Below are 23,052 nucleotides of genomic sequence, written 5' to 3'. Positions count from 1 at the left end.
GTCCTGCTGCGGTCTTGCTGACCATGGCCCCAGGTGTGGCTAGCAAGGGGAGGTGGGACAACGACGGCATGACCGCTTCAACCGCAGCCAGCACCGATCAGGTCGCCGCCGGCCCAGATCCGCGCATTGCCCAGGTGATCCGTCGCCATGGCGCCCGCGCCGACGCGCTCATTGAGGTGCTGCACCAGGTGCAGGAGCTCCACGGCTACCTGGCACCGCAGGCCCTGCGGGACGTGGCCACCGGGATGCGGCTGCCGTTGAGCCGCGTCCACGGCGTGGCCAGCTTTTACCACCTCTTCCGGCTCAAGCCCCCCACCGCCCACCGCTGTGCCGTCTGCCTCGGCACCGCCTGCTATGTGAAGGGAGGTGGGCAGGTGGCGGCCCGCATCGAGCAGCGGTTGGGGGTGCGTCTCGACGATCCGTCGGGGGATGGCGTCTGGGCCCTGCAGCACGTCAGCTGCCTGGGGGCCTGCGGGCAGGCGCCGGTGCTGGTGGTGGATGGGGAACTGATCACGCGGCTGCCCGTCGACCAGAGCGAGGCGCTCGACGCCCGGCTGGAGGCCGCTGGCCTGCCTCAGCGCACCACCACTTGATTCGTCCCCAGGTCGCGGGACTGGTTCAGGGCCAGCTCCACCCTGGAGAACATCTCCTGCCCAGTGGTATCCGAGGCGGCCAGCAGGCTCATCCCGGCGTTCATCGTCAGCTGCGGCAACGATCCGTCGCACGGGGGTAGGTCGGTCTCGCTGACGACCTTGCGGATCTGCTCCGCCGTGGTGCGGGCCGATTCGAGGCGCTGGTCCCAGAGCAGCACCAGAAATGCACTGCCTCCAAGACGAAACAGTTCGTCGTTGGCGTGCAGAAACTGCTGCACGCTGGCGATCAAGTGCCGCAGGATTTCGTCGCCTTTCTGCATCCCGTGGAGGGTATTGATCGGCCGCAGACCATGCACGGAAAAGGCCAGGCAGGACAGGGGAACAGAACAGGAACGGGACCGTTGCGCGACGCGTTTCAGGACGTGCTCCAAGTTCGAGCGGGTGTTGATTCCCGTCAGGGGATCGGTGCTGCTGAGGAGGCGTTGTCGCTCGGAGCATTGCTTCAATCTGGCGCTCACGTCAGTGAAGTCCTGACTCATTTGCGCCACTTTTCTGTGTTGTTCCTGGAGGCGGCTGGCCAGGTCCTGGACCTCGACGATGCGGCTGCTGGCGGCCGGGGCCTCACTGGCCAGGCTGCCGTTGAGGGCTGGCGATCTGGGCGTTTCCAACAAGGAGAGGCGGAGGGTTTGCATCTGGCCCTCCACCACCGTGGCCACCACCTCGCTGAGCAGGACCCCCACCAACATCATCCACATGACGGTCAGGAGCAGGCTGGTGCTTTGCTCCTGGAGGCTCAGCACCATCGGCGCGGCGGGTTGCACGACCTGGACCAGATAACGGGCCGAAGTCAACGTGGTGCTCCAGTAGCCGTTGACCCACACCTTCAGGGCAGGACTGTTTCCTCTTGGAACGAGGATCTGCAGCCCACTCACCAGGATGTGCTCAGGCGAGGCGGGGGAAAAATTGTCCTCCAGGCGCAGGAAGAGCCCGGGGTTGGAACTGATCCGGGTACCCTCGTTGTCGATGAGCAGGAACGCTGTCGCGCCGCTGCTGGCGGGAAGTCCCCGGGAGGGTTCGCCGAGTTGGAGGGGATCGATGCGGGCGGCGGCTTCGCCGACGCTGCGCAGATTTTCCAGAACCCCCTGCTGGGTGGCGCTCTGCAGCAGGTTGCCCGAGCGAAGGGTGACGCCAAGTGAAGGCAGGGTGATGGCGGCCAGCACCAAGGAGAACACAAGGCCCCGCAGGGGCAGCAGCCCCTGGCCCTGCCAGTTGCGCCGCACCTGCAGCAGCACGAACAGCAGGAAGGCCACCACGGTGTTGGCGATGCCGTTGACCACCTGCTTGGCGGCCACCACGGCCACATTCGCCGGATCGATGTGCAGCACGTGGCCGTAGAGGAAGAACACCAGCGGTGTCCCCACCAGGAGCCAGAAGGCGATGTCGGCCAGGATGAGGCGGCCCTTGAGATCGTTCTGAGGCGGGCCGCTGAAGCGATTCACGAACACCGCCAGCCAGAGGGCCTCGGCGCCGAAGATCACGATCGCCCAGGGGTGCCCCCAGATCTTCCAGGTGTAGAGGCTTGCCACGATGGTGAAGGCCACGTTCCACCAGCCCCGTCGCCAGAGCAGGGTGAAGGTGGCGGCGATCGATCCGAGCAGGAACTGGATGCTGAAGAACAGGGGCACCACGCTCACGTTGCCCAGCACGGTCAGCCCGGCCAACAGCGCCAGAAGCAGCCCCTGGCGCGGAGTCAGGCTGCCGTGGGGGAGCCTCATGAGTGGTGCACCCTGGCCGGCTCGCCGCCGGGCGCCGGGCCGGCGGCCGCGCCCTTCTGGAGCAGGGCTTCAAACTGGGCGGCGGCCAGGGGACGGTTGAACAGATAGCCCTGGAAGGCGGGGCAGCCACAGCGCAGCAGGAAGTCCAGCTCCTCGGGGCGCTCCACCCCCTCGGCCAGGGTGTTCACCCCCAGCCCTCGGGCCATGGCCAGGGTGGCGCGCACGATCGACTGGGAGGTGGGGTTGGTGTCAACGCCATCCACGAAGGAGCGATCGATCTTCAGCTTGCTGATCGGATACCTATGGATGGTGCTCAGGGACGAAAAGCCGGTGCCGAAGTCGTCGATCGCCAGTTCTACTCCCATGGCCTCCAGTTCCAGGAGCTGCTCGCGCGTGCCCAGAGCCGGCATCAGGCAACTCTCGGTGATCTCCAGCTCCAGCCAGTGGGCCTCAAGGCAGGTGCGGGCCAGGCACGCCGCCACCAGCTGGGGCACGCTCTGCTTTGGATCCTGAAACTGGCGGTTGGAGAGGTTCACCGCCAGCCGGCCCGGGGTCAGGCCGGCCTGCACCCACGCCTGCCACTGGCGGCAGGCGTCTTCGAGCACCCATGCGCCGATGCGGTGGATCAGGTCGCTGGCCTCGGCGATGGGGAGGAACTCCAGCGGTGAAACGAGACCGAACTTCGGACTGCGCCAACGCAGCAGGGCCTCGGCCCCCAGCAGCGTCCCCTGGCCATCCACCTGGGGCTGGTAAAAAAGTTCCAGCTGGTCGGCTTCCACCGCCCGTTTCAGGTGGGCTTCGATGGCCAGGCGGTGGCGGCTGCGGATCGTCATCTCGGCCGTGTAGGGCAGGATCGCCTGGGGCCCCAGGCGTCGGGCCTGCCCGAGGGCCGTGGCTGCGAACAGGAGCAGGGTTTCCGGCTCCCTGGAGTCCTTGGGGAAGCAACTCACTCCGGCCCAGGCCGAAAGGGCCTGTTCCAGTGTTTCCACTGGTGCCATCGGATCGCTCAAGCCGCCAACAATGTGATGGGCCAACTGCAGGCCCGTGGGATCGGCCGGATCCAGCGAATGCACGATCAGGAATTCACTCCTGCCGACCTGGGCCAAGACGTCCGTGGGGCCCACGAAACGGCCCAGCCGCTCGACGATGACCTGCAGCAGCTGATCCCCCTTGGCCTGGCCAAAGCTTTCCTCGATGCGCTTGAGACCATCCAGCTCGATCCAGATCAGCGCCAGCGGTTGCGTCTGCTGGCACAACTGACCCAGCCGCAGCTCGGCCATCTGCAGATTGGGCAGCCTGGTGAGGGGGTCGTGATAGCCCAGGTATTCCAGCTGGCGGTCCTTCTCCTGCAGGCTTGTCAGATCGGCCAGAGCTGCCACGAAATGGCTGGGGGCGCCGGACGCATCGCGCACCACCCCCATCTGCATCCAGGCGGGGTAGATCTCCCCGCTGGAACGCCGGTTCCAGATCTCCCCCTGCCAACGGTCGCTGGCGCGCAGCTGCTCCCACAGCGCCGCATAGAACGCCGTGCCCTGGTAGCCGGATTTCATCATGCGGGGGTTGCGGCCCACCAGCGCCTCCAGCGCGTAGCCGGTGATGGCGGAGTAGGCCTCGTTGCAGGTCAGGATCGACCCCGTGCTGTCGGTGATCACAACGCCTTCCTGGATCAGGGAAAAGGCCTGGCGAAACAGGTGGAACCATTCCAGACTGGCTTCCCAGTTGCGCCGCATGGCGCCCAGGTTCCGCTCCTCCCGTTCGATCGCCTGGCTCCCTTTCAGGACTTGTTGGCTCAGCAGGCCCGCCAGGACGCTGGTCGCCAGTCCCAGCAGCAGCACGGCCCCCCAGGTGGGCAGCCAAGGGCCGGAGACTTGCAGGGGTGTCTGAACCAGCAACAGCCAGCGCTGGCCTCCGGTCTCGAGCAGCCGTGACTTCGCATGGGGCAGCACGCCGGCCCGGGGGAGGTTGCGGGAGTCGTAAAGAAGCTGGTTGGGGTTGGCCCGCTCGCCGCTGTAGAGTTGCAGGATGACAGGCTCCTTCAGCTGGATCAACGGGTGGTGCAGGGCCGCCCGCAGGAGGTCCCGCAGCGGCAGGGTGGCGAAGGCCCAGCGGGTGGGGGGTGTGGGCCCAGGACCGGCGGCGGTGGGGCTGCCGCCAAAGGCAAGGATCTGCACCAAGAACGTTGGCTGTCCCGGCCCGGACCGGCCAGGCAGGAGCCAGCCTTGGCTGGGTGCGCTGTCTTGCCGCAGGCCCTGGCCGGGGTCGAGGACCTGCGACCAGAGATCGCTTCCCAGCAGACGGCGGTTGCTGGCATCCAGCGGCGCGATCAGGCGGATCGGGGCCTTCCCGGACTCGGCGGTGGCATAGCCCATGGTGCCGATGCCGTCGAGGCTGCGGCCGTCGTTCGCCACGGACCCGACGAACCGTTCCAGCTCGGAGAGGGTGACTGCTTCCGAGGCCAGCTCCAGTCCAGCCAGGCTGCGCAGCACCGATTCCGTGCTGGCCAGTTTTCGCAACAGGGCGTTGCGGACCAGATCGGCTGTGGGTTCCTCCCGGAGGTCGTGCTCCTTGCTGGCCTGGGTGTAGCTGTTCCAGGCCAGCAGGATGGTGCCGAGGAGTCCGATCGCCACCACGCCAACGACCAGAGAGCGCCCCTTCCGGTCGTTGCGTTCGTCGGTAGGGGGCAGTGAGGGCAGGGGGAGACGGGCGGCGGACTGCGGCGGAACGGCAACGTTCGCGTCGGTAATCCATCATACTTTCTCTATATTTCTAGGGCCACCTCCCATCGGTGTTCACGCCCCCATCGCCTTTCCGCTGGGGAGGCGCCTTCGGCCCTGGCGGCGCCGGCTCGGCTGCTTAGCCGCGCTGGGATCCCTGCTGCTGGTTGTGGCGATGGGCTGCCAGCCCCAGCCTCCCCGGATCGTGCTGGCGATGAACCCATGGCCGGGGTACGCCTACTTCGCCCTGGCGAAGCAAAGCAATCAGTACGATCCCCGCCGGCTCAATCTCGATCTGCGCAATTTCGCCGACTCGGCGGGCACGATGGAGGCCTACATCGCGGGGCGGGCCCAGGCGATTGCCACCACCTCGATCGAGGCCGTCAACATCTGTGGGGTGGCTCCGGAGCGGTGTCCGGTGATTGTGTACGTCATCGATGAATCCCGCGGTGGTGATCAACTGCTGGCCCGCCCGGGGGTGACGGAGCTGAAGGGCCTGCTGGGCCGGCCGATTGCCCTCGACCGCAGCAGCCTCTCCCGCTACTTTCTGGCCCGGGCCTTCGAGTCCGAGGCTCTGCCCCCCCCCGAGGCGTCCCAGCTGCGTTTCCTGCCCGCTGCCGCTTGGGAGGCGGCCCTGCGGCAGGGGCAGGTGCAGGCGGTGGTGGCCTACCCCCCCAGGAGCGAGCAACTGCTGCGCTCCCAGCCGCTGGCCACCCTGTTCAGCAGCCGGCAACTCCCCTACGAGATCCTGGATGTGCTCGCCGTCGAACCCGAGCTGCTCCGCCTGCATCCCGACGCGGTCCTGGCCCTGCTTCAGGGCTGGCAGGCGGTCCGGGCGGAGGAGAGCCACCGCCCGGCGGCGGTGCGCCGAGAGATCGCTCAGCACCTCGGCCTTGATTCCGGAGCGAACGCGGCCCTGTGGGATGGCATCCGCTACCCCGGTCCCCAGGAGCAGTACGAGCTGCTGGACCCGCGTCAGAACAACCTGCCCCCGCTCCTGGAGAAAATCCGTCAGGTGCTCTACGACAGTGGCGTGATCCCGGCCAGCACCCCCCTGCCGACCACGACGGACAGCCTCATCCAGCGGCTGGGCCAAACGAAATGAACAGCGCGGCGCCGATTTCGTGGCTAGCAAGGCCATAGGCGCCCCCGGTTCCCCATGTCCGTCCCCCCGCAGCTGCGCTGCTGCGACGCCAGCGGTTGCCGTTCCGCCGGTGGTCAGGCCCTGCGCACGGCCCTCGAGGGCGCCCGGGACGCTGCCGGCCTCGACGCTGAGGCGCTGACGATCAAACCAGTGGGCTGCCTGCGCCTCTGCGGCAGCGGCCCCCTGGTGGCCTGTGATGGACCCGGCCCCAGCCAGCTCTTCGGTGGCGTGGAGCCGGAGCAGGCCGGGGCGTTGATCGCCGCCAGCCTTGCCACCAGCCACCCCTGCGGCAGCGGCGACGCCCTGGCGGCCCATCGGCTTGATCTGGAAGACCCCTTCTTCGCCCTGCAGCAGCCCGTGGTGCTCGAGGGCTGCGGCCAGGTGAATCCCGAATCCATCGACGACGCCATTGCCTTCGGCACCTACGCCCAGCTGCACCGCGTTCTGCAGGAGCTCACCCCCGAGCAGGTGCGCGATGAGGTGCGCCGCAGCGGCCTGCGCGGCCGGGGCGGTGCCGGCTACCCCACAGGCCTGAAGTGGGACACCGTGGCCCTCCAGCCCCCTGGCCCCCGCTACGTGGTCTGCAACGCCGATGAGGGGGACCCCGGCGCCTTCATGGACCGCAGCGTGCTGGAGAGCGACCCGCACCGGCTGATTGAGGGGATGGCGATCGCCGCCTACGCCGTCGGCGCCGAGCGGGGTTTCGTCTATGTACGGGCGGAATACCCCCTGGCGATCGAACGGCTGCGGCTGGCCCTGCAGCAGGCCCGCAGCCGGCACCTGCTGGGCAACCACATCGACGGCACCAGCTTCAACCTGCGGCTGGAGGTGCGGGTGGGCGCCGGCGCCTATGTGTGTGGTGAGGAGACGGCCCTGCTGCTCTCGATTCAGGGTCAGCGCGGCATGCCCCAGCCCCGGCCCCCCTTCCCGGCCCAGTCGGGCCTCTGGGGCGCCCCCACCCTGATCAACAACGTCGAGACCTTCACCGCCGTGCCGGCGATCCTGCGCCAGGGGGGCGACTGGTACGGGGCCATCGGTACCGAGCACAGCAAGGGCACCAAGGTGTTCGCCCTGTCCGGAGCGGTGGTCAACACCGGCCTGGTGGAAGTGCCGATGGGCACCCCCCTGCGCACGGTGGTGGAGGTGATCGGCGGCGGCGTGCCCGATGGCTCGCCGATCAAGGCGGTGCAGACGGGGGGCCCCTCAGGCGGCTGCATTCCGGCCGAACGGCTCGACACCCCCGTCGACTACGAAAGCCTGCTGGAGCTCGGTTCGATGATGGGCTCCGGCGGCATGGTGGTGATGGGGGAGAGCACCTCGATGCCGGAGGTGGCGCGCCACTTCATGGGCTTCAGCGTCAACGAGAGCTGCGGCAAGTGCGTGCCCTGCCGCGCCGGCACCGTGCAGCTGGCCCAGCTGCTCGATCGTTTCGTGGAGCGCCGGGCCACCGCCGCCGACATGGAGCGGCTCGATGCCCTTTGCCAGATGGTCAAGGTCACCAGCCTCTGCGGCCTGGGCCAGTCGGCCCCCAATCCCGTGCTCAGCACCCTGCGCTGGTTCCGCCACGAGTACGAAGCCGCCTGCCGCGAGCCTGCGGCCTGCGTCGCCGCCGGGGGGGTGGAGCGATGAGCGTCATCACTCTCAACGTCAATGGCCAGGACGTGGCAGTGCCGGCGGGGGCCAGCCTGCTGGAGGCCACCCGGGCGGCGGAAGCCAACGTTCCCACCCTCTGCCACCTCGAAGGCCTCACCCCGGTGTCCTCCTGCCGGCTGTGCCTGGTGGAGGTGGAGGGCTCGACCAAGCTGCTGCCCGCCTGCAGCACCGCCGCCGCCGAGGGCATGGTGGTGCACACCCACACCCCCCGGCTCAGGGAGTACCGGCGCATGACGGTGGAGCTGTTCTTCGCCGAGGGCAACCACGTCTGCGCCGTGTGTGTGGCCAACACCCACTGCGAGCTGCAGGACATGGCCGTGACCGTGGGCATGGACCACTCCCGCTTCCCCTACCAGTACCCCCAGCGGCCGGTGGACGCCACCCACCCCCAGTTCACCCTCGACCACAACCGCTGCATCCTCTGCACCCGTTGCGTGCGGGTGTGCGACGAGATCGAGGGGGCCCATGTGTGGGACATCGGCAGCCGCGGCGGCCATTGCCACATCGTCGCCGGCCTCGATGAGCCCTGGGGCCAGGTGCAGGCCTGCACCTCCTGCGGCAAGTGCGTGGATGTGTGCCCCACCGGCGCCCTGTTCCGCAACAGCGACACCACCGCTGAGAAGCAGCCCAACACCACCCTGCCCGCCCTGTTGCGCACCGCCCGCGAACAGCGCCGCTGGCACAACCAGTGACCCCCCACCCCATGGCCCCCTCCCCACCCGCCGCCAAGCTCCGCCTCGCCACCGTCTGGCTGGCGGGCTGCTCCGGCTGCCACATGTCGTTCCTGGATCTCGACGAGTTCCTGTTCGATCTGGCCGAGAAGGTGGATGTGGTCTTTTCGCCGGTCGGCACTGACGTCAAGATCTACCCCGAGGCCGTCGACATCGCCCTGGTGGAGGGGGCGGTGGCGAACGTCGACAACCTCGAGCTGGCCCTGCAGCTGCGCCAGCGCACCGCCCTGGTGATCTCCTTCGGCGACTGCGCCGTGACGGCCAACGTGCCGGGCCTGCGCAACCTGCTCGATGGCGGCCACGACAGCGCCAAGGCCGTGCTGGAGCGCGGCTACCTGGAGCTGGCCGACGCCACGGGCCAGCTGCCCTTCGCCCCCGGCATCGTCCCCGAACTCCTGCCCAGGGTGCTGCCCCTGCACGAGGTGATCCCGGTGGATCTCTACCTGCCGGGCTGCCCCCCCTCCGCCGAGCGCATCCGCGAGGCGATCACGCCTCTGCTGGCCGGTGAGCGGCCTGCGCAGGAAGGCTCCGCCATGCTGCGCTTCGGATGAGGACTCCGCCATGACCCGCACCGTCATCATCGACCCGGTGACCCGCATCGAGGGCCACGCCAAGATCACCCTCCACCTCAACGCCGCCGGCCACCTCACCGATACCCGCTTCCACGTGGTGGAGTATCGGGGCTTCGAGAAGTTCTGCGAGGGCCGCCCCTTCACCGAGATGGCCGGCATCACGGCCCGCATCTGTGGCATCTGCCCGGTGAGTCACCTGCTGGCGGCCGCCAAGACCGGCGACAAACTGCTGGCGATTTCGATCCCCCCGGCGGCCGACAAGCTGCGGCGGCTGCTCAACCTGGCCCAGCTCACCCAGTCGCACGCGCTCTCCTTCTTCCACCTCAGCAGCCCCGATTTCCTGCTGGGCTGGGAGAGCGATCCGGCCAAACGCAATGTCTTCGGCCTGATGGCCGCCGACCCGGACCTGGCCCGGGCCGGCATCCGCCTGCGCCAGTTCGGCCAGCAGATCCTGGAGCTGCTGGGCGGCCGCAAGATCCACTCCGCCTGGGCGGTGCCCGGGGGCGTGCGCTCCCCCCTGAGCCAGGAGGCCAGGGACTGGATCCTGGAGCGCCTGCCGGAGGCCCGCGCCACCGTGACCCTGGCGCTGGAGCTCTACAAAAAGCTGCTCGATGGCCCCCTGCAGAAGGAGCAGCGGGTCTTCGGCGATTTCCCCAGCCTGTTCATGGGCCTGGTGACCCCCCATGGGCTCTGGGAGCACATCGACGGCGGCCTTCGCTTCCGTGATTCGAACGGGGCGATCGTGGCCGACCAGCTCAGCGAGGACGACTATGCCGCGTTCCTCGGCGAGGCGGTGGAACCCTGGAGCTACCTCAAGTTCCCCTACTACAAGCCCCTCGGCTATCCGGACGGGATCTACCGGGTGGGCCCCCTGGCCCGGCTCAACGTCTGCGACAGCGTCGGCACCCCCTGGGCCGACCGGGAGCTGGCGGAGCTGCGCCAGCGCAGCGGCCAGACCGCCACGTCAAGCTTCGCCTACCACCACGCGCGGCTGGTGGAGATCGTGGCCTGCCTGGAGGCGATCGAGATCCTGGTGCAAGACCCCGAGCTGATGCACGGCCGCATCCGCCTGCGCGCCTCCCTCAACCGCAATGAGGCGGTGGGGGTGAGTGAGGCGCCTCGGGGCACCCTCTTCCACCACTACAAGGTGGATGACGACGGCCTGCTCACCAGCGTCAACCTGATCATCGCCACCGGCCAGAACAACCTGGCCATGAACCGCACCGTGCACCAGATCGCCCAGGAATACATCCCCGATCCGGTGCCCGCCGGCGCCGAGATCCCCGAGGCGATGCTCAACCGGGTGGAGGCGGGCATCCGTTGCTTCGACCCCTGCCTCTCCTGCTCCACCCATGCCGCCGGCCAGATGCCGCTGCGGCTGCAATTGCTGGCCGCCGATGGCACGGTGCTGGCCGAACGCCTGCGGGGATGAAGTGCTGCGAGGGGGCGCTGCTGATCGGCATCGGCAACCCCCTGCGGGGCGATGACGGGGTGGGCTGGCACCTGGTGGAGGGTCTGGGTCTGCAGCGCCACCAGCTCACCCCCGAGCTGGCCGAGGCGGTGGCGGCGGCCGATCGGCTGCTGATCGTTGACGCCTGGCTGGCGCCGCCCCGCAGCTCCTGCCTGCTGCGGCCCGTGGTGGCCTCAGACGGCTGGGAGCGGGACACGCACCGGGTGGCGCCCGCCCGCTTGCTGGCCCTGGCCGAGCAGCTCTTCAACCGCTGCGTGCCGGCCCACGAGCTGCTGGTGCCGGCCTTCGACTTCTCCTGGGGAGAGTGCTTCTCGCCGCAGCTGCGGCGCCAGCTGCCCCAGGCGCGCCAATTACTGCAGGGCTGGTTGCTTGCATGAACTCAGCCTGATGGATGCGGTGCGGGAGCAGGCTCTGGAACAGGCTGCCCTGCACGGGGCCCGCCGCATCGCGGCCATCACCCTGCGGGTGGGCAGCCTGGCGGGGGTGGAGATCGAGGCCCTGCGCCTGGCCCACACGGTGGTGATGGCGGACACCATCGCCGCCGGTTCCCGGCTGGTGATCGAGGCGGTGCCCGCCGCGTGTTTCTGCGCCGCCTGCAGCCAGCCGTTCCCGGCGCACGATGGCTGCTGCGACTGCCCGCGTTGCGGCCGCATCAGCCGGGAGCTGCTGCGGGGCAAGGAGCTGCAGCTGGCCTCCCTGGAGCTCGACTGAGCGGGGGCCAAGGCAACGCGGCGGATTAGGCGCCCTACAGACATGCTGCAGATCGTTGGCTAACGATCTGCAGATAATCAAATCATTCTAAGCTCACTTGCAGAGTGGCGTTGATGCCTGGGGCGGAATGCAATTCCGTGCAACTTTTCATTTTTTGCACCATTCTGTGCCAGGCCTTTTGCTGGTCTACGGGGTATCAATTCGCCCATGGCGGGGTTTATTCATTAAGGGAGTAAGACGAATTCACCCCCATGACTTATTTCACAGGCACGTTGAAGCGAACGTTGATCCGTGGAGTCGGCTTCGCCGCAACCGGCGGCCTTCTTTTCGGTGGTCCCGCAATGGCGGATGTCCGAACGCTGGGTGAACGGTCCGAGCCAGAGGCGGATCTGCTCTCAACGGAATCGGCCGCCCATCTTTCAGGTCTCGCTGAAGCTGGCGACAGCGGTGCTGCGGTTGATCCGGCCACAAGCCTTGCTCCCCAGGACCCTGCTCAAGGCGCCACCCTCGTGGCCCAGAGCTTTCCCCAGCCAGAGGTGAAGGAGGTGTATTCCGCCAAGGGGTGGTACCTCACCATCGGGGCCGGTTACCAACAGCCGAGTGACCAGACGGTGAAGAGCGATGGCGGGTTTGTTTCACCCTTCTTTTCTCCTCTGCTGTTCAACTTCGGCAACAACAACTCCACCAAGCTGCACCTCGGCGGTGGTTTCTCCGGTGATGTCGGCGTCGGTTACGACTTCGGTGCCCTGCGCGCCGAACTCACGTATGGCTATAGCCGGGCCAGCCTCAACTCCGTCGGTGCGGCCAATCCGATCGGCTTCGGGGCGTTCAGCGTTTTGCCCTTCTCCAACAACGTCTCGGGCACCATCAACAAGAATGATGTGCTGGCGAGCCTCTACTACGACATCGAGACCAACAGCCGCTGGACGCCCTACGTCGGCGGTGGTATCGGGTACACCAACCTGAGCACCCCCAGCTTCAGCCTCAACGGTTTCCCCACCAACAGTGTCAACAAGGGGTTGTTCGGTTGGCAGGCCAAGGTCGGCGTCAGCTATGCCATGAGCTACAACTCCGACGTCTATCTGGAGGGCGTCTATCAGGGCGCTGGTGGGTACACCACCGAGAACCTCACCTTCGACTCCTTCAACAGCTTTGGCGGCAAGATCGGCTTCCGTTATCGCTTCGGGGCCCGCCCGGTGGCGGTGGTCCCCGCTCCTGCGCCGGAACCCATCCTCCAGCCCGCACCGGCTCCCATGCCGATCTTCCAGCCCGAGCCGGCCCCCGCGCCGATCCGTGGCCTCTGGTGATCAGCTGATGGCCCCGGTGGTCATCAGGGCCTCGCCTGAGCTCCGTGCCTAACCTTCGGGTGAAGCCGGGCCCCGGCGGGGCTTTTCCGTGCTGCTCTCCTGTCTGGGGGTCGAACCTGCGATGTGTGTCGACTGCAATTGCGGCCAACCGGTGGCGGCCGCCATCGAGCCCCACCGGCACCTGGAACTGGGCCAGCGCCTGCTGGTGCACAACGACGCCCAGGCGGCGGCCAACCGCGAGCACTTCGCCGCCGCGGGCGTACGGGTGATCAATCTGCTGTCTTCCCCCGGCTCCGGCAAGACCGCCCTGCTGGAGCGGCTCGCCCTGGAGCTGGCCCCTTCCGCCCCGGAGGCTCGCCATCCCATGGCGGTGATCGTGGGGGATCTGGCCACCGACAACGACGCCCGTCGCCTGCGGGCCGCCGGGGTGCCGGCCCTGCAGATCACCACCGGCCAGGCCTGCCACCTGGAGGCGGCCATGGTGCACCGGGCCCTGCACGAGCTCGATCACCTCGGCCATCCCCTGGCCGGCCTTGAGCTGCTGGTGATCGAGAACGTCGGCAACCTGGTCTGCCCGGCCGCCTTCGATCTGGGGGAAAGCCAGCGGGTGGTGCTGCTGTCGGTCACCGAGGGGGAGGACAAACCCCTGAAGTACCCGGCCACCTTCCACTCCGCCGATGTGGTGGTGATCAGCAAGGGCGATCTGGCCGACGCCTGCGGCTTTGATGCGCCCGAGGCCCGCCGCAATGTGGCCCGTGTGGCCCCCCAGGCCCGGATCGTGGAGGTCTCCGCCCGCAGCGGAGAGGGCATCACCGAGCTGCTGGCGGCCCTCGGCCTGGAGCGGGTGCCCGTCGCCGGGTGAGCAGGTCGCCTGGGGCCGGACGGGTACGGCTGCAGTTGGAGTGCCGCGGGGTGATCCAGGGGGTGGGCTTCCGGCCCCTGGTGCACCGGCTGGCCTGCGACCTGGAACTCAGCGGGGAGGTGGAGAACGGCCCTGGCGTGGTGCGGTTGCAGCTGGAGGGGGAACGGGCCGCCCTGGAGACGTTCCTGCGGCGCCTGCCGCTGCAGTTGCCCCCCGGGGCCCGGCTGGAGCGGCTGGATCCGCTCTGGCTGCCGGCGCCGGGGCGGAGAGGCGGCGCGCGCCCGCCGGGGGTCCGGATTCTGGGCGGCGCGGCGCAGCCCCTCGGCATCGATCTGGTGGCGGCGGCCCTGGTGGCTGATCGGGCCCCCTGCAGCGCCTGCCTGGCCGAGCTGGCCGATCCGGCCGATCGCCGCTGCGGCTACCCCTTCATCAGCTGCTGCGACTGCGGCCCCCGCTTCAGCCTCGCCACCGCCGAGCCCTGGGCCCGGGCCCAAACGACCCTGGCGCCCTTCCCGCTTTGCCCCGCCTGCCGCCGGGAATTCCTGGATCCGGCCGATCGCCGCTTCCACGCCGAGACGATCGCCTGCCCGGTGTGCGGTCCGCGGCTGGCGCTCTGGGATGGGGCAGGTAGGCCCCTGGCGGCTGCAGACGGTGATGGCAGCAGCGCCGGTCTGATCGGGGCCTGCTGCGAGCGGCTCGCCGCCGGCGAGATCCTGGCCCTGCAGGGGGTGGGCGGCTTCCAGCTGCTGGTGGATGCCACCAACGCCGAGGCGGTGGCGCGGCTGCGGCGTCGCAAGCGCCGGCCCGCCAAGCCCTTCGCCCTGCTGGTGGCCGAGGCCGACGCCATGGCGTCCTATGGCCGCCTCGAGGCCGAGGAGCGGCGGGCCCTGGTCGATCCCGCCGCCCCGATCGTGCTGCTGCGTCGCCTTTTTGGGGCCCCGGAAGCCCTGCCGGGCGTGGCCCCGGGCAGCCCGTGCCTGGGGGCGATGCTGCCGGCCTCGCCGCTGCATCACCTGCTGGCGCGCGCCTTCGGCCGGCCCCTGGTGGCCACCAGCGGCAACCCCAGCGGCGAGCCGCTCTGCACTGATCCCTCCGAGGCCCTGGAGCGGCTGGGGGACGGGAGTGGCAGCCCCATCGCCGACGTCTTTCTGGTTCACGACCGCGCCATCGCCCGGCCCCTGGATGATTCGGTGCTGCAGCTGATCGATGGCCGGCCAGCCCTGCTGCGCCGGGCCCGCGGCTATGCCCCCGAGCCCCTGCCCCTGGTGGCGTCTCCAGGGGGGATGCCGCAGGGGGTGGTGGCCCTTGGCGGGGATCTCAAGAGTGCGCCGGCGTTGGCGCTGAACGGGCGGCTGTGGCTGGCCCCCCACCTGGGCGACCTGGCCGAGGGGCGCCTGCTCTCCCGTCTGGCCGAGGGTCTGGCGGCGATCGAGCAGCGTTGGGGGGAGCAGGTGACGGCCATCGCCTGCGATGCCCACCCTGGCTACCTCAGCCACCAGCTCGCCGCCGACCAGCGGTGGCCGCGGCAGACGGTGCAGCACCACCGGGCCCATGGCCTGGCGGTGCTGGCCGAGCACGGGCTGCGGTCGCCCCTGCTGGCCGTCACCTGGGATGGGCTCGGCTACGCCCCAGCCCCTGCCGCCGATGGCGGTCCCCAGCTGTGGGGTGGGGAGCTGCTGCTGCTGGATGGGGCCGGCGTCTCCCCCTGCGAGCGACTGGTGGCCCTGAGGCCCTTCCCGTTGCCGGGCGGTGAGCGGGCCATGGCGGAACCCCGCCGGGCGGCCCTGGGGCTCCTGGCCGCCGCCGGCTCCTGGGCCCTGGCTCACCCCGGCGCTCGCCACACCCTGGCCGCCTTCTCGGCCGGCGAGCGCCCCCTGCTGCTGCAGGCCATCGCCAGCGGCTGCAACAGCCCCCTGAGCACCAGCGTCGGCCGGCTGTTCGACGCGGTCGCCTCCCTGCTGGGGCTGGTGCAGGTGCAGAGCTATGAGGGCGAGGGGGGGCTGCGGCTGCAGGGGGCCGCCGCCTCTGCCCCCGCTGAGCTGGCGCGCTGGCCCCTGCCCCTGGTGCCGCCCGGGGCCGTCGCGGGGGGCACCGTCGCCGGCGGACCAAGCCTGGGCTGGCTCGACTGGGAGCCGTTGCTGGAGGCTCTGCTGGCGGCGATCGCCGCCGGCAAGCCGCCGGCGCTGTGTGCTGCCCGCTTCCACCACGCCCTGGCGTCGGCCCTGGCTGAGACGGCCGCCCTCGCCGTTGCCTTGCGGGGCCCCCCCGTGGCCAGCAGCGGCGGCGTGCCGGTGGCCCTGGCGGGGGGCTGCTTCCAGAACCGGCTGTTGCTGGAGGCCGCGATCGCGGCGCTGCGGGCCAGGGGGTTGCAGCCGTTCTGGCCGGAGGCGGTGCCTTGCAACGACGGCGGGCTGGCCCTGGGACAGATCTGGGCGGTGGGCGGTCCGTGGGCAGATCCGGCCAGCGCGCCTACAACCGGGTGGAGTGTCCACGAGCCGAATCCTCCGCATGTGCCTGGCCGTGCCCGCTCGCATCCTCTCGATCCGGATCCAGCCGCCGCCGGGGGCGCTTGAGCCCAGCGGGGCCGAGGCCGGCCTCTGGCGCATGGCCGAGGTGGATTTCGGTGGGGTGCGTCAGCAGGTGAGCCTGGCCTGCCTGCCCGAGGCGGCCGTGGGCGATCGGGTGCTGGTGCACGTGGGCCTGGCCCTCAGCCTTGTCGACGACGATCCCCCATGACCATCACCGTTGACGGCAACGAGGCGGTGGCCCTGGTGGCCTATCGCCTCAACGAGGCCATCGCCATTTACCCGATCACCCCCGCCTCGCCGATGGGGGAGTGGGCCGATGCCTGGCGCACCGAAGGCCGCCCCAACCTCTGGGGCACGGTCCCGGCGGTGGTGGAGTTGCAGAGCGAGGCCGGCGCCGCCGGCACCGTGCATGGCGCCCTGCAGGCGGGGGTGCTGACCACCACCTTCACGGCCTCCCAGGGGCTGCTGCTGATGGTCCCCAACCTCTACAAGCTGGCCGGAGAGCTCACCCCCGCCGTGCTGCATGTGGCGGCCCGCTCCCTGGCGGCCCAGGGGCTCTCGATCTTCGGCGACCACAGCGACGTGATGGCCTGCCGCGGCACGGGCTGCGTGATCCTCTGCTCGGCCTCGGTGCAGGAGGCGGGCGATTTCGCCGCCATCGCCACCCGGGCCAGCCTGCTGGGGCGGCTGCCGGTCCTGCACATGTTCGACGGCTTCCGCACCTCCCACGAGATCCAGAAGATTGAGCCCATCGACGACGCGGTGCTCCACGCCCTGATGCCGATGCAGGCGGTGGCGGATCACCGCCACCGGGCCCTCTCCCCCGACCATCCGGTGCTGCGGGGCACGGCCCAGAACCCGGATGTGTACTTCCAGGCGCGGGAGTCGGTGAACCGCTTCTACGACGCCCTCCCCGGGCACCTGGTGGAGGCGATGGAGCAGTTCGCTGGCCTCACCGGCCGCCGCTACGGGCCCTACGAGTACGTGGGCGCCGCCGATGCCGAGTGGGTGGTGGTGCTGATGGGCTCGGGCTGCGAGACCGCTGAGGAGACGGCGGCGGCCCTGGTCGCCACAGGCGAACGGGTGGGAGTGCTCAAGGTGCGCCTGTTCCGGCCGTTTGTGGCGGCCCTGTTCGCCGCCGCCCTGCCGCCCACGGTGCGGGGACTGGCGGTGCTCGACCGCTGCAAGGAGCCCGGGGCCGGTGGCGAGCCCCTCTATCTCGATGCGGTGGCGGCCCTCAGTGAGGAGTGGCAGGCCTGCCACGGCGATCGCCCCCTGCCCCGGGTGGTGGGCGGCCGCTACGGCCTCTCCTCCAAGGAGTTCACCCCGGCCATGGTCAAGGCGGTGTTTGACAACCTCCTGCTGCCGCAGCCCCGCAACCACTTCACCGTCGGCATCGACGACGACGTCACCCACCGCTCCCTGCCCGTCGCGGCGGATTTCCATGTGGACGGGGCCGACGAGGTGCGTGCCGTGTTCTACGGCCTTGGCTCGGACGGCACCGTGGGGGGCAACAAGGCCACGATCAAGATCATCGGCGAGCAGACCGACCTGTTTGCCCAGGCCTACTTCGTCTACGACTCCAAGAAATCCGGCTCGGTCACGGTGTCGCACCTGCGCTTCGGCTCCCGGCCGATCCGCGCCCCCTATCTGATCGAGCGCCCCACCCTGGTGGCCTGTCACCAGTGGGATTTCGTCGATCGCTTCGACCTGCTGGCCGGCCTGGACGCCGGTGGGGTGCTGCTGCTCAACAGCCCCTTCCCGATCGAGGAGAGCTGGCGGCGCATGCCGGCGGCGCTGCGCTGCGGCATCCGTGAGCGGGGGTTGTCGGTGTGGCTGATCAACGCCTACCGGGTGGCGCGGGAGGCCGGCATGGGGAACCACATCAACACGGTGATGCAGGCCTGTTTCTTCGCCGTCAGCGGCGTGCTGCCGCGGCAGGAGGCGATCGAGCAGATCCGCGTCTCCCTTCGCAAGACCTACGGCCGCAAGGGGGAGGCGGTGGTGGCCATGAACCTGCGCGCCCTCGACGCCAGCCTCGACAACCTCCAGCCGCTTGACTGGAGCCAGCTGCCGGCGGAAGACGACCTCCCGGCCGCGCCCCCGCAGGTCGACCGGCTCGCCGACGCCCCCCTGTTTGTGCGCGAGGTGATCGCCCCCCTGCTGGAGCGGCGCGGCGATGCCCTGCCCGTCAGTGCCCTGCCCTGCGACGGCACCTGGCCCACCGGCACGGCCCAATGGGAGAAGCGCAACATCGCCGAGTCGGTGCCGGTGTGGGAGAGCGACCTCTGCGTGCAGTGCGGCAAGTGCGTCATGGTCTGTCCCCATGCGGTGATCCGGGCCAAGGCGGTGGCGCCGGAGGCCCTGGACGGAGCCCCCGAGGGCTTCCGCCAGGCCCCGGCCCGTGACCCCGACTTCAAGGGCCGCAGCTTCACGATCCAGGTGGCCGTCGAGGACTGCACCGGCTGCGCCCTGTGCGTGGAGGTCTGCCCGGCCCGCGACCGCACCGAACCGAAGCGCAAGGCGATCAACATGGCGCCCCAGCGCCCCCTGCGGGACCAGGCCCGGGGTCACTGGGACTACTTCCTGGCGTTGCCCGAGATGGCCCGGGATGATCTCAACCTGCACAAGATCGGCCAGCAGCAGCTGCAGCAACCCCTGTTCGAGTTCTCCGGCGCCTGCGGCGGCTGCGGTGAAACGCCCTACCTCAAGCTGGCCAGCCAGCTGTTCGGCGACCGCATGCTGGTGGCCAACGCCACGGGTTGCTCCTCCATCTACGGCGGCAACCTGCCCACCACCCCCTGGAGCACCAACGCCGAGGGGCGCGGGCCGGCCTGGAGCAACTCCCTGTTCGAGGACAACGCCGAGTTCGGCCTGGGCATGCGCGTGGCCATCGACCAGCAGCGCCAGATGGCCCTGGAGTTGCTGGAGCGGCTCGGACCGGCGCCGGAGCGGGCCGACCCCCTGCTCCCCGGGGCCCTGGTGGCGGCGATCCGCGACGGCGACCAGAACGATGAGGCCGGCATCGTGGCCCAGCGGCAGCGGGTGGAGGAGCTCAAGCGGCGGCTGCAGGCCGTCGCAGCGGAGGCCCCCCGGGCCGCCGAGGCGGAGCGCCTGCTGGATCTGGCCGATGCCCTGGTCAAGAAGAGCGTCTGGCTGGTGGGGGGCGACGGCTGGGCCTACGACATCGGCTTCGGTGGCCTCGACCACGTGCTGGCCAGCGGCCGGGATGTCAATGCCCTGGTGCTCGACACCGAGGTGTACTCCAACACCGGCGGCCAGATGTCGAAGGCCACGCCCCGGGCGGCGGTGGCCAAGTACGCCGCCGGCGGCAAGGCTGCTCCCAAGAAGGATCTCGGGCTGATGATGATGAGCTACGGCAGCGTCTATGTGGCCAGCGTGGCCATGGGGGCCCGCGACGAACACACCGTGCGGGCGTTCCTGGAGGCGGAAAGCTATCCGGGGCCGTCGCTGATCCTGGCCTATTCCCACTGCATCGCCCACGGCATCGACATGGCCAGGGGCATGGAGCAGCAGAAGGCGGCGGTCGACTCCGGCCGCTGGCTGCTTTACCGCTACGACCCGCGCCGCACCGAACGGGGCGAGCACCCGCTGCAGATCGACAGCCGGGGCCAGAAGCGGCCCTTGGCGGAAGCGATGGCCACGGAGAACCGCTTCCGCATGCTCTCCTTCAGCCAACCGGAGCGGGCCCGGGCCCTGGCCCGCCAGGCGGAGCTGGAGGTGGCCCGTCGCTGGGCCATCTACCGGGCCCTTGCAGGAACCCCGGTGGAGCCCGAGCCAACTCCCCAGTCCACGTCCCCGCTGGAGGCACCGGCATGACCCGTCCCGATCTTTCCGTCACCTACCTGGGCCTGGAGCTGCGCAGCCCGCTGGTGGTGGGGGCCGCGGCCCCCCTGAGTGAGGACATCGACCATCTGCTGCGCCTGGAGGAGGCCGGCGCCGCCGCCGTGGTGCTGCATTCGTTGTTCGAGGAGCAGATCGAGCGTGATCAGCTGGAGCTGCACCGGGTGAGCCTCCAGGGGGCCGACAGCTACGGCGAGGCGCTCAGCTATTTCCCCGAGCCTTCGATCTTCCACGTCGGCCACGACCTCTACCTGCGCCACATTGAGCAGGCCCGCTCCCGCCTGTCGGTGCCGGTGATCGCCAGTCTCAATGGCGCCCACCCCGGCCAGTGGGTGCAGGTGGCGCGGCGCATGGAGTCGGCCGGCGCCAGCGCCCTGGAGCTGAATATCTATTCCGTTCCCACCGATCCGGACCTCTCCAGCGCGGCGATCGAGAACCAGGTGCTGGAGATCGTCGCCGAGGTGCGCGCCGAGGTGTCGCTGCCCCTGGCGGTGAAGCTCAGCCCCTTCTTCACCAACTTCGGCTCCATGGCCAAACGGCTGGCCGCCGTCGGGGCCGATGGCCTGGTGCTGTTCAACCGCTTCTATCAGCCCGACATCGACATCGAGGAACTGGAGGTGCGGCCCAACCTGCTGCTGTCCACCCCCCACGACCTGCGCTTGCCCCTGCGTTGGATCGCCCTGCTGCACGGCCGCCACCCGCTGGATCTGGCGGCCACCGGCGGTGTGCATCGCGGCACCGACGTGGTGCGCCTGCTGATGGCCGGCGCCGCCATCACCCAGGTGGTGGCCGCCCTGCTGCGCCATGGTCCCAGTCGGCTCACCGGACTGGAGGAGGAGCTGAGCCAGTGGCTGCTGGAGCACGAGCACGCCACCGCCCGGGAGCTGATCGGCTGCATGAGTCAGCAGCGCTGTCCCGATCCGAGCGAGTACGAGCGCTCCCAGTACATGCGCGCCGTCCAGACGTTCCTTCCCACCGATGCCGACGGGGCAACCACCCCCTGGTGGACGGTCCTGTGGCGCTGACGGCCGAGGTGGCCGCCGTGCGGGAGCTGGCGGATGAGCTGGCCGCGATCAGCCGCCGCCCCTGGACCCTGATGGAGGTGTGCGGCGGCCAGACCCACGCCATCGTCCGCTGGGGGCTCGACCAGCTGTTGCCCCCCGGGCTGCGGCTGATCCATGGCCCCGGCTGCCCGGTCTGCGTCACCCCCGCCGCCACGATCGATGCGGCCCGGGCCCTGGCCCGCCGGCCGGAGGTGATCCTCTGCTCCTACGGCGACATGCTGCGGGTGCCGGGCGGCGAGGCCGGTGGCGACCTGCTGGGGGTGAGGGCCGAGGGGGGCGACGTGCGCCTGCTCACCTCCCCGTTGGAGGCCCTGGCCCTGGCCCGGCGCCATCCGGATCGCCAGGTGGTGTTCCTGGCGGTGGGCTTCGAGACCACGGCCCCGGCCACGGCCCTGCTGGTGCGGCAGGCGATGGCCTCAGGCGTGTCCAACCTCTCCCTGCTGGCGGCCCATGTGCGCGTGCCCCCCGCCATGGCGGCGATCCTGACGGCCGAGGGCAACCAGGTGCAGGGGTTCCTGGCGGCGGGGCACGTCTGCGCCGTGATGGGCACCACGGAGCTGGAGCAGCTGGTGGATCGGCACCGGGTGCCCGTGGTGGTGAGCGGCTTCGAGCCCCTGGATCTGATGCGGGGCCTGGTGGCCTGCGTGCGGCAGCTGGAGCGGGGGGAGGCCCGGGTGGCGAATGCCTACGGCCGGGTGGTGCGCCAGCCGGGCAATCCGGCCGCCCGGGGCCTGCTGGAGTCCGTGTTCGAGCCGGTGGACCGGCCCTGGCGGGGCTTCGGCACCATCCCGGGAGGTGGTCTGGGGCTGAGGGCGCCCTTTCGGGGCCTGGAGGCCGGAGCTCGCTTCAGCGATCTGCCAGAAGCGCCGGCGGGCGCTCCGGAGCCAGCGGGCGTCTGCATCAGTGGCGCCATCCTGCAGGGGCGGGCCCGGCCCATGGACTGCCCGGCCTTCGGTGCCACCTGCACCCCCGAGCATCCGCTGGGGGCGCCGATGGTGTCGTCGGAGGGGGCCTGCGCGGCCTATCACCGCTATGGCCGCCGTGGCTGAGCCGGCCCCGCTTGCCAGGCCCCGGATCCAGCTGGCCCACGGCGGTGGCGGCACCTTGATGCAGCAGCTGATCGACGGCGAACTGCGCCGCCTTTATGCCGACCCCGACCAGGTGCTGCACGATGCCGCCCGCCTGTCCCTGCCCCACGGGCGCCTGGCCTTCACCACCGACAGCTACGTGGTGCACCCCCTGGAGTTTGAAGGGGGCGACATCGGCAGCCTGGCGGTGACGGGCACCGCCAACGACCTGGCCATGGCCGGCGCCCGGCCTTTGGTGCTGAGCCTGGGCCTGATCCTGGAGGAAGGGCTGGAGATCGCCCTGCTGCGTCGGATCGTGTCGTCGCTGGTGGAGGCGGCCCGGGACTGCGGGGTGAGCATCGTCACCGGCGACACCAAGGTGGTGGAGCGGGGCAAGGGGGATGGGGCGTTCCTCAACACCAGTGGCATCGGTCTGCTGCAGGTGGTCGACCCGATTGATCCGTTGGCGATCGTCCCCGGCGACCAGCTGCTGGTGAGCGGCGATCTGGGCCGCCACGGGGTGGCGATCCTGGCCGCCCGCCATGGCTTGGATCTGCAGCCTCCCCTGGCCAGCGACTGCATGCCCCTGTGGCCCGCGGTGGAGGCGCTGCTGGTGGCGGGGGTGCGGCTCCATTGCCTGCGGGATCTCACAAGAGGTGGCCTGGCCAGCGCCTTGCAGGAACTGGCGGCCCCCAACGCCCTGGAGCTGCAGATCGAAGAGGACTGCCTGCCGGTGGAGGAGACCGTGCGGCGCACCTGTGAGCTGCTGGGCTTCGATCCCCTGCATCTGGCCAACGAAGGACGCTTCCTGGCGGTGGTGCCCGAGGCGGATCGGGAGCGGGCCCTGGCGCTGCTGGCTCCGGCGGGGGGAGCCTGGATCGGCCGGGTGGCGGCTGGCCCGCCCCGGGGCCGGGTGCTGCTGCGCACCCCCTTCGGCAGCGAGCGGGTGCTGATTCCGCTCAGCGGTGAGCTGCTGCCACGGATCTGCTGAGGCGT

The 23,052-nt window shown here is 70.0% G+C and carries 18 protein-coding genes; 16 read left to right on the top strand and 2 right to left on the bottom strand.

All coding sequences use genetic code 11. From position 1 onward, the window contains the following. Window positions 1-68: 68 nt before the first annotated feature. Complete coding sequence (locus KBY95_RS01555) at window positions 69-593, top strand: NAD(P)H-dependent oxidoreductase subunit E (RefSeq protein WP_254962912.1); 525 nt, start codon at window positions 69-71, stop codon at window positions 591-593. On the opposite strand, the gene KBY95_RS01550 is transcribed toward KBY95_RS01555, so the two are convergent. Next, window positions 575-2,368, bottom strand: a complete 1,794-nt coding sequence (locus KBY95_RS01550) for a diguanylate cyclase domain-containing protein (RefSeq protein ID WP_254962911.1) — start codon at window positions 2,366-2,368, stop codon at window positions 575-577. The genes KBY95_RS01555 and KBY95_RS01550 overlap by 19 nt on opposite strands. Further along, entirely contained in the window at window positions 2,365-4,995 is a 2,631-nt protein-coding gene (locus KBY95_RS01545; RefSeq protein ID WP_254962910.1) for an EAL domain-containing protein, read from the bottom strand. The genes KBY95_RS01550 and KBY95_RS01545 overlap by 4 nt, the downstream gene beginning before the upstream one ends. Window positions 4,996-5,257: 262 nt before the next feature. On the opposite strand from KBY95_RS01545, the gene KBY95_RS01540 reads away from it, so the two are divergent. From KBY95_RS01540 to hypE, 15 genes are all read left to right on the top strand, one after another. After that, window positions 5,258-6,187 (top strand): hypothetical protein, encoded by a 930-nt coding sequence (locus KBY95_RS01540; RefSeq protein WP_254962909.1) that lies wholly within the window; start codon window positions 5,258-5,260, stop codon window positions 6,185-6,187. Between the two features lie 54 nt (window positions 6,188-6,241). Beyond that, window positions 6,242-7,855: a NuoF family protein gene (locus KBY95_RS01535; RefSeq protein ID WP_254962908.1), complete on the top strand. Its 1,614-nt coding sequence runs from the start codon at window positions 6,242-6,244 to the stop codon at window positions 7,853-7,855. Then, the gene (gene hoxU / locus KBY95_RS01530) at window positions 7,852-8,571 is read left to right on the top strand and encodes a bidirectional hydrogenase complex protein HoxU (protein WP_254962907.1); all 720 of its coding nucleotides are present in this window, start codon (window positions 7,852-7,854) and stop codon (window positions 8,569-8,571) included. Before KBY95_RS01535 ends, hoxU begins: the two co-directional genes overlap by 4 nt. A gap of 11 nt (window positions 8,572-8,582) precedes the next feature. Further along, window positions 8,583-9,161 carry an oxidoreductase gene (locus KBY95_RS01525; protein ID WP_254962906.1) on the top strand — a complete coding sequence of 193 codons (579 nt, stop codon included), beginning with the start codon at window positions 8,583-8,585 and terminating at the stop codon, window positions 9,159-9,161. Between the two features lie 10 nt (window positions 9,162-9,171). Next, the gene (locus KBY95_RS01520) at window positions 9,172-10,614 is read left to right on the top strand and encodes a Ni/Fe hydrogenase subunit alpha (RefSeq protein WP_254962905.1); all 1,443 of its coding nucleotides are present in this window, start codon (window positions 9,172-9,174) and stop codon (window positions 10,612-10,614) included. Continuing rightward, a complete protein-coding gene (locus KBY95_RS01515; RefSeq protein ID WP_254962904.1) occupies window positions 10,611-11,030 on the top strand; it encodes a hydrogenase maturation protease in 420 nt (139 codons plus the stop codon). The genes KBY95_RS01520 and KBY95_RS01515 overlap by 4 nt, the downstream gene beginning before the upstream one ends. Then, a complete protein-coding gene (gene hypA / locus KBY95_RS01510) occupies window positions 11,023-11,364 on the top strand; it encodes a hydrogenase maturation nickel metallochaperone HypA (protein WP_254962903.1) in 342 nt (113 codons plus the stop codon). Before KBY95_RS01515 ends, hypA begins: the two co-directional genes overlap by 8 nt. A gap of 509 nt (window positions 11,365-11,873) precedes the next feature. Continuing rightward, window positions 11,874-12,671: an outer membrane protein gene (locus KBY95_RS01505; RefSeq protein ID WP_254962902.1), complete on the top strand. Its 798-nt coding sequence runs from the start codon at window positions 11,874-11,876 to the stop codon at window positions 12,669-12,671. Between the two features lie 88 nt (window positions 12,672-12,759). Then, window positions 12,760-13,533 carry a hydrogenase nickel incorporation protein HypB gene (gene hypB, locus KBY95_RS01500; protein ID WP_396094857.1) on the top strand — a complete coding sequence of 258 codons (774 nt, stop codon included), beginning with the start codon at window positions 12,760-12,762 and terminating at the stop codon, window positions 13,531-13,533. Then, window positions 13,530-16,106, top strand: a complete 2,577-nt coding sequence (gene hypF / locus KBY95_RS01495) for a carbamoyltransferase HypF (RefSeq protein ID WP_254962901.1) — start codon at window positions 13,530-13,532, stop codon at window positions 16,104-16,106. The genes hypB and hypF overlap by 4 nt, the downstream gene beginning before the upstream one ends. Beyond that, window positions 16,054-16,269, top strand: coding sequence for a HypC/HybG/HupF family hydrogenase formation chaperone (locus tag KBY95_RS01490; protein WP_254962900.1), 216 nt, complete (start codon window positions 16,054-16,056; stop codon window positions 16,267-16,269). The genes hypF and KBY95_RS01490 overlap by 53 nt, the downstream gene beginning before the upstream one ends. Next, window positions 16,266-19,901 carry a pyruvate:ferredoxin (flavodoxin) oxidoreductase gene (gene nifJ, locus KBY95_RS01485; RefSeq protein ID WP_254962899.1) on the top strand — a complete coding sequence of 1,212 codons (3,636 nt, stop codon included), beginning with the start codon at window positions 16,266-16,268 and terminating at the stop codon, window positions 19,899-19,901. Before KBY95_RS01490 ends, nifJ begins: the two co-directional genes overlap by 4 nt. After that, window positions 19,898-20,950 (top strand): dihydroorotate dehydrogenase-like protein, encoded by a 1,053-nt coding sequence (locus KBY95_RS01480; protein ID WP_254962898.1) that lies wholly within the window; start codon window positions 19,898-19,900, stop codon window positions 20,948-20,950. The genes nifJ and KBY95_RS01480 overlap by 4 nt, the downstream gene beginning before the upstream one ends. Beyond that, on the top strand, window positions 20,929-22,038 hold the full coding sequence (gene hypD / locus KBY95_RS01475) for a hydrogenase formation protein HypD (RefSeq protein ID WP_254962897.1): 1,110 nt from the start codon (window positions 20,929-20,931) through the stop codon (window positions 22,036-22,038). The genes KBY95_RS01480 and hypD overlap by 22 nt, the downstream gene beginning before the upstream one ends. Beyond that, on the top strand, window positions 22,031-23,047 hold the full coding sequence (hypE, locus tag KBY95_RS01470) for a hydrogenase expression/formation protein HypE (RefSeq protein ID WP_396094856.1): 1,017 nt from the start codon (window positions 22,031-22,033) through the stop codon (window positions 23,045-23,047). The genes hypD and hypE overlap by 8 nt, the downstream gene beginning before the upstream one ends. Window positions 23,048-23,052: the final 5 nt, after the last annotated feature.

The organism is Cyanobium sp. Aljojuca 7A6 (assembly GCF_024346455.1).
In the GTDB taxonomy this organism is placed as follows: domain Bacteria; phylum Cyanobacteriota; class Cyanobacteriia; order PCC-6307; family Cyanobiaceae; genus Cyanobium.
Note: the sequence above shows the minus strand (reverse complement) of the source record. Positions and strands in the feature narration are given on the sequence as shown.

Excerpts from the sequence above, each read along its gene's own strand:
- KBY95_RS01555 (WP_254962912.1), top strand. The coding sequence starts at position 69 with ATGACCGCTTCAACCGCAGCCAGCACCGATCAGGTCGCCGCCGGCCCA.
- KBY95_RS01550 (WP_254962911.1), bottom strand. The coding sequence starts at position 2,368 with ATGAGGCTCCCCCACGGCAGCCTGACTCCGCGCCAGGGGCTGCTTCTG.
- KBY95_RS01540 (WP_254962909.1), top strand. The coding sequence starts at position 5,258 with ATGGGCTGCCAGCCCCAGCCTCCCCGGATCGTGCTGGCGATGAACCCA.
- KBY95_RS01535 (WP_254962908.1), top strand. The coding sequence starts at position 6,242 with ATGTCCGTCCCCCCGCAGCTGCGCTGCTGCGACGCCAGCGGTTGCCGT.
- hoxU (WP_254962907.1), top strand. The coding sequence starts at position 7,852 with ATGAGCGTCATCACTCTCAACGTCAATGGCCAGGACGTGGCAGTGCCG.
- KBY95_RS01525 (WP_254962906.1), top strand. The coding sequence starts at position 8,583 with ATGGCCCCCTCCCCACCCGCCGCCAAGCTCCGCCTCGCCACCGTCTGG.
- KBY95_RS01520 (WP_254962905.1), top strand. The coding sequence starts at position 9,172 with ATGACCCGCACCGTCATCATCGACCCGGTGACCCGCATCGAGGGCCAC.
- KBY95_RS01515 (WP_254962904.1), top strand. The coding sequence starts at position 10,611 with ATGAAGTGCTGCGAGGGGGCGCTGCTGATCGGCATCGGCAACCCCCTG.
- nifJ (WP_254962899.1), top strand. The coding sequence starts at position 16,266 with ATGACCATCACCGTTGACGGCAACGAGGCGGTGGCCCTGGTGGCCTAT.
- KBY95_RS01480 (WP_254962898.1), top strand. The coding sequence starts at position 19,898 with ATGACCCGTCCCGATCTTTCCGTCACCTACCTGGGCCTGGAGCTGCGC.